This window comes from uncultured Paraglaciecola sp. (genome assembly GCF_937123705.1).
In the GTDB taxonomy this organism is placed as follows: Bacteria; Pseudomonadota; Gammaproteobacteria; order Enterobacterales; family Alteromonadaceae; genus Paraglaciecola.
Genome location: NZ_CAKZKO010000067.1, coordinates 1 through 4,695 on the forward strand (window position 1 = coordinate 1; position 4,695 = coordinate 4,695).

The window sequence follows — 4,695 nt, forward strand, 5'->3', positions numbered from 1 at the left end:
GGTCCTTGATACGCTGGACGCATTGCTGGTGTAGTCGTTCTGGGGTTAGGGTGTAGTTCATGATGCTGACTCCATATTGCGCTCTGACTGCCTATCAAACATCGGCCAGTCGTAATCCATGAGGTAGTTGTGAGTATTGCCCTTCAGATTGAATCGACTGTTTGAGCCTGTCAGCTTGAAGAACGTGCGCATGCCTCTGTAATCGCCTCGCGCAACCCTGTGGACGACATGCTGATCAAGCCTCAGTAGATCATTCGCCTTGCATGCAACGATGCAACTCACATCGTCAATCTGCTCGTGCATCTGAGCCATAGAGACATTGTGGTCGGGCGACAAGTCGGTGAATTCCTGCAAGGCGAATTCAGTGGGAACACAATCGCACCAGACATAATTAACATCATTAGTGCCGTAACCATCGCAGTGCCAGCCGGGACGATTGCCCATGTTTCCCGGCGTGACGTACATGCGTTTGGCCGTGATGTACCAGTAGTCGAATCGCTCGCCTTTGACATAGCTGTCGCTGAGCGCGGCATTCATCATCGATTTGAATGGGCTTAACTGCTCAGGGACAAAATCAGCCATGAACTTGTAGCCGTGAGGCTCGGGGGTCCAAACCGGCATGTACAAGTACAGCATCATTTCATCGACTTCGAGCGGGTAATTTCCGATTACTTCTGGCGCTTGTCCGTAGCTCATGAGGTCACCTCGAATATGTACAAGCCCAATTCCATCTGCACGTAGATTGCGCAGAAGCCTATGTACTCCAGGTTGCCATCAGGAACGGGTGCGCCAGTTTTAACGGCTACAAAATTCCGCTCTTCATCTGGTGCGTTTGTATCAACTACCGCCCACATCCAGAACATGCCGCCTTGATCTTCGACACGAAGAATCTCAGCGCCTGCTGGAAGCTGCATGGTGAACTGCTCCAGAACAGGCATCTGATATTTGAATATCGTCCTGCCTGTGGTGCTGGACATTTTTTCGCCGCGTAACTTCTCATCCCATTGATCTGCGCTCACGCCTCATCCCTCCGAGCTGCTGCGGCTTTGTCGAGCGAACCCATGCCAGTTGAGCCAATACCACCAGCTCCGCGATCCGTGTCACTCAGTTCATCGACAAGGATTAGCTCAGGACTCGCCACAGGAACGATCAGCATTTGCAATAGGCGGTCGCCAGCCTTCCAATTCCACGGCGAGCCATTCTTGGTTCTGATCTTTGCAAACCACTCTCCGCGATAATCACTGTCAATTACCCCGCAGGTGTTGTTTATTTCGACATTGGCTTTCATCCCTACGCCGGAACGAGGCAGTATCAGCGCAACGTGGTTCTCTGGCACCTCAGCGGAGAACCCAAGGGTGTAGAGGGTCTGAAAGTGGCCGGGAACATACTCGCCATTTTGAGGCATAAACAAATCATAAGCCCCTGAACCCGACGTGCTCTTGACGGGCATCTGGAAGTTTGCGTGTGTTGGTTTGATGTTCATTTGGCTAATTTCTCAGTGAATTCTGAAGATGCAGCCAAATCACGCTTGTGCTGCTCGTATTGCTCGTCTTTGGATAGGCGGGTTTTCTGATACTCCGCCTCTTGCTTGATAACGCTCTCAGGCTTTACCGGCGGAATACCGTCAGCTATCGCTTTCTTTTCATGGTTCAAAAAGTCGCGCAATATCTGCTCTTGGTTATCGCCCTGTATTCGCTTGACGTTTGCCAGGATGGTGTCGATCTGCTCGCGCTTGTGGCCGATCAGCAGCAATCGTGCGTAGTTCTGCGAATGAAACTGCCAATCATCTGGACCTTCGGGTAGCTTTGTCATGCGGCCCCCAGCAGTTCTTTGATATCGCGCAGATGAGCTTTTGCTATTTCTGCATCCGCATCAGCTGGTGCCGCCAGCATTAGCTGATCCAAACTCTTCACGGTCTGAGCATGGTTCTCGATCAGGTTGTTCACCGTCACTTGCTGGGTTGAGAGCTTCAACAGGTCGTCAGTGGGGATATGTGGCAGATGAACCTGTGCCGCCTTGGGTGATATCAAGCAATCACGAACAGCGTCTAGTGTGATTTGCTCACGGTGCTGCTTGTCTGAGCCTGTGGTGATTATCCAATTCGGCTGCTTGCCCTCTGACATGGCTTGTGAAACGGCGCGGTTGTATGCCTCTTTGAAGGCCATGCGCCCTGATATTTCATCAAGGCCCGACGCAATTCCCCATGCGGCCAGCATTTCTTGGCAAACACAAGCAGAATCCTCTTCGTTACGTGGGAATTGCGCCCATGCCTGCTCTGCCCCTGGCCACATCGCTGGCAACCGCTTGATAATCTCCGCCGTGTTGAAGCGCGTCCCGTCCTGTCTCATGCGCTTAAACGCAATCATCAGGTGGTCGTCGCTATAGCGCTCCAAGTCGCCTGTCATGACCAGCAAGGCCCCTTCAGACAAGCTTGCACCCAGTAGCTCAGCGGTTGCCACCATCGTCTTGTAGGTCTTCTCATTCACTGATTCGGCCCTCGCTCTTGAGCTTCATCAGTACGCGGTCGCCAACTGTTGCGTTGTTCTGAGTCCTGTCTAGCTGCTGTGCCTGGGTTTGCGTAACCTGCTGACCGTTAAGCCACTGAGTGTGCAGACTCCGGCAGTCCTTGAGCAGTAGACCCACATCGTGCGTGTTCCTGACGTAGAACTGATTGTTGTGACCAACATAGAACTGGGCAACCATTGGTGCTTTTTCAGCCCCAATCTGGTCGATCAGCTTTTTAAGCATCCCGCCCACGGTCGCATTCCAAACAGGGTCAACGCTGTACCTCTGCTGGTAAGCGTTCTTGTATGCATTCCAAGTTTCCCGCGTGACCGGCTCCTTCTTTTTGGGAGTCGGTATAACTGAAGTACTTACTGAGGTACTATCTGGAACACTGTCTGAACTACTAGGGTCCAGCTCTCGGACCACCTTTTCGCAAGAGCTGGACCACCTTTTGTCGTCAGATGCACCACCTTCGTCGAGAGATGCACCACCTTTTTCTTTAAGCTGGTCTTGTAGCTGCACCACCTTTGCCGCTTGACGTGGTGTAGCTCTCGGACCACGTTCTCGCTTTTTCAGATATGCAACCGAGTGCTTCCACTCGACGGCCTTTGCATCTTCCGGCTTGGCAGATTCATACTCATGATTCCTCCATTTCTGACCGGCGAAACCATGCTCTTTCTTGATAAGCCAGCCAAGCTCCTCAGCCTTTCTCAAGTGGGCCACGACGGTGCTCTTGCTCAGACCTGTCTCATAGACAATCTGATTGATCGTTGGGTAGCACGATTTCCCCCATGGGTTCATGTGCAATGAAAGCGTGATCAATACATGTCTCGTGGTTGGATGCAGATCACTGGACAAGATGCATACGCGCCAGTCGTGCATCGGCTTGTCGCTCATAGCTGCAAATCCGGTCGAGCGGCAACTTCTTTGAAACTGAGTTCTGCCGCGTGAGGGTCGCTTAATATCTCCTTGACCACTGTTTCAATCTGGTCAAACTGAGACGCCTTGCATACCGAGCTTCTGCTGATGTGAGTCGCCACTTGATACGCGAGCAGCCCGATCCCAAAGTATTCCGTGAACTCTCGAAGCGCGGCCATTCCGGGGTCACTGGGCTTTCTGGAGACCTCACCACCCGACTCCGTTACCAGATGCGCCATCAGCCAAAAGAAAACCCGATCAGGCGTTGTCTCGAAGAACTCTCGCGATTTGTTGATGCGGAACATGGAGAACGCAGCGTGTACCGCCTTCTCAAGCGCAACGCAGTCCTTAACGTATATCTCATGCTCAACAACGAAAGGCTTAGCTACGCCTGTATCGTTTCTGTACAGCGCATCTGCTCTGCCCTTACCTCCGTGCATGGACCTGCCGATCTTCACGATTCCCGGCATGACAGGATTGCTGAGCACATAAACATATCCCTTGCTCATGCCAACCCCCTCGCATTTCGTATAAATACCCAAACGGGTAATGGCGCTCCACCTTGATTTGTGGCAGTATTTGATCTACTTAATTGGTGCATATCTGTTTCTCTAGTCGGTTATGGGTGTGTGAAGTGGGCCGGACTGTTGACGCAGTACCGGCCTTTTTTTTGGGCGTTGTTCACCTTTGACGCGCTGAGCGCATGGCCAGATAAAGGCCGTAGAAAATCAGGATGACTACCGCTGCGACGATGGGAATCCAGAGGGGCGACATAACCCACCACCAGCTCCAGTCGATAAACCCTGTTAGTTTTAAGCCGATAAATAAAACCAGAAGCAGGCTCGGAAGCAGTGAGTTATCGGATACTTGGGTGACCTTGCTCACACCAACTTCCCAATCCCAGAAACGCTCATCCGCTCGCTCAGGTTAGCCGTGGCCATTTGTGCGTTGGCATTGCAGGTGATTTCGCCTGGCTTGAGTGGTGTCGCGTTATAGACCTGCATATACGGCCTGTGAGTCCATATCGGCGGGTTATGGTGGTGATGCTCCACCTTCACCGGTTTCTCGCCTACAAGCTCGCCTAGCGCGGCGTGTAGCGCCTTAGCCTCTTTGACTGTCAGGCGTTGCTCTTTGCCGTCAATTTCGACAATGATTGCTTTTACGTTTTTCATCCTGCTTTCCTCTGTTGCTGAATTTCCAAATCCACGGCTTTCCAATCGTTCAAAAATTCACCGAAGTAATTGACGATATCCACCCTGTGATCGCACCTAA

General features: G+C 52.0%; 9 protein-coding genes. All 9 read right to left on the reverse strand.

The genetic code is table 11. From position 1 onward, the window contains the following. Positions 1-57 precede the first annotated feature (57 nt). Positions 58-696, reverse strand: a complete 639-nt coding sequence (locus Q0688_RS10645) for a hypothetical protein (protein WP_299075848.1) — start codon at positions 694-696, stop codon at positions 58-60. After that, a complete protein-coding gene (locus Q0688_RS10650) occupies positions 693-1,019 on the reverse strand; it encodes a hypothetical protein (protein ID WP_299075851.1) in 327 nt (108 codons plus the stop codon). The genes Q0688_RS10645 and Q0688_RS10650 overlap by 4 nt, the downstream gene beginning before the upstream one ends. After that, positions 1,016-1,483 (reverse strand): dUTP diphosphatase, encoded by a 468-nt coding sequence (locus tag Q0688_RS10655; protein ID WP_367179787.1) that lies wholly within the window; start codon positions 1,481-1,483, stop codon positions 1,016-1,018. The genes Q0688_RS10650 and Q0688_RS10655 overlap by 4 nt, the downstream gene beginning before the upstream one ends. After that, complete coding sequence (locus tag Q0688_RS10660; RefSeq protein WP_299075853.1) at positions 1,480-1,812, reverse strand: hypothetical protein; 333 nt, start codon at positions 1,810-1,812, stop codon at positions 1,480-1,482. Before Q0688_RS10660 ends, Q0688_RS10655 begins: the two co-directional genes overlap by 4 nt. Beyond that, positions 1,809-2,486: a hypothetical protein gene (locus tag Q0688_RS10665; protein ID WP_299075856.1), complete on the reverse strand. Its 678-nt coding sequence runs from the start codon at positions 2,484-2,486 to the stop codon at positions 1,809-1,811. The genes Q0688_RS10660 and Q0688_RS10665 overlap by 4 nt, the downstream gene beginning before the upstream one ends. Further along, complete coding sequence (locus Q0688_RS10670; protein WP_299075859.1) at positions 2,479-3,402, reverse strand: helix-turn-helix domain-containing protein; 924 nt, start codon at positions 3,400-3,402, stop codon at positions 2,479-2,481. Before Q0688_RS10670 ends, Q0688_RS10665 begins: the two co-directional genes overlap by 8 nt. Beyond that, on the reverse strand, positions 3,399-3,932 hold the full coding sequence (locus Q0688_RS10675) for a GIY-YIG nuclease family protein (protein ID WP_299075861.1): 534 nt from the start codon (positions 3,930-3,932) through the stop codon (positions 3,399-3,401). The genes Q0688_RS10670 and Q0688_RS10675 overlap by 4 nt, the downstream gene beginning before the upstream one ends. A gap of 172 nt (positions 3,933-4,104) precedes the next feature. After that, positions 4,105-4,308, reverse strand: a complete 204-nt coding sequence (locus Q0688_RS10680; RefSeq protein ID WP_299075864.1) for a hypothetical protein — start codon at positions 4,306-4,308, stop codon at positions 4,105-4,107. Further along, the gene (locus tag Q0688_RS10685; protein WP_299075867.1) at positions 4,305-4,595 is read right to left on the reverse strand and encodes a hypothetical protein; all 291 of its coding nucleotides are present in this window, start codon (positions 4,593-4,595) and stop codon (positions 4,305-4,307) included. Before Q0688_RS10685 ends, Q0688_RS10680 begins: the two co-directional genes overlap by 4 nt. Positions 4,596-4,695 lie beyond the last annotated feature (100 nt).